General features: G+C 47.6%; 2 protein-coding genes. Both read right to left on the minus strand.

Features of this window, described 5'->3' with window-relative positions; genetic code table 11:
* Positions 1-293, minus strand: a 293-nt coding sequence (locus VT06_RS16885) for a glutathione S-transferase N-terminal domain-containing protein (RefSeq protein ID WP_046555498.1), incomplete at its 3' end; no start/stop codon positions are given.
* 1 nt (position 294) lies between these two features.
* Positions 295-808, minus strand: a 514-nt coding sequence (locus VT06_RS16890; protein WP_046555499.1) for a fumarylacetoacetate hydrolase family protein, incomplete at its 5' end; no start/stop codon positions are given.

Consider the following 808-nt stretch of genomic DNA (forward strand, 5'->3'; position numbering starts at 1 on the left):
GCAGCTTTTAGCGGATTTTCGGGCAATAACGGATGCTCTGGGAAATACGCATCAAGATACTCAATAATCGCTAGTGATTGGTTCAGGCGCACCGTTTCACCACTTTCAGAATCGGTAAGCTCCAGTGTTGGTACCAATTGCGCAGGATTAAGCTGCGCGTATTCAGTACCTTTCTGCTCCCCACCATTCTTCAGTAAATGCACCGGCACATAATCATACGCGATACCTTTTAAGGCGAGCGCAATGCGCACTCGATAGCTTGCCGATGAACGCCAATAGCCATACAACCGCATTTTATGGCCCTTTATATGCAATCACTTGCTGATCAATAGCACCAAAAATGCTATTGCCCTGCTGATCTAACATTTCCATTCGAATAGTATCGCCAAACTTCATGAATGAAGTAGCTGGCTTGCCATCGCGAATGGTTTCAATCATGCGCACTTCGGCGATGCAACTGTAACCCACACCACCTTCGGCAACTGCACTACCGTGCTCGGTACCCTGTTTATTGGAAACCGTACCAGAGCCAATAATGGTGCCTGCCGATAATGGCCGCGTCATTGCCGCATGCTGAATCAGGCGATCAAAATTAAAGGTCATATCTTCGCCAGCATTCGGATAACCAAACAATTCGCCGTTGTAGGTTGAGCGCAGTGGTAAATGTACTTTGCCATCCTGCCATGCATCGCCTAGCTCATCAGGGGTTACCGCTACAGGAGAAAACGCAGAACTCGGCTTCGAGTTGAAGAAACCAAACCCTTTGCCCAGTTCATTTGGTATTAATCCGCGTAACGACACATCATTT

The sequence above is a fragment of the Arsukibacterium sp. MJ3 genome (assembly GCF_000987765.1).
GTDB lineage: Bacteria > Pseudomonadota > Gammaproteobacteria > Enterobacterales > Alteromonadaceae > Alishewanella.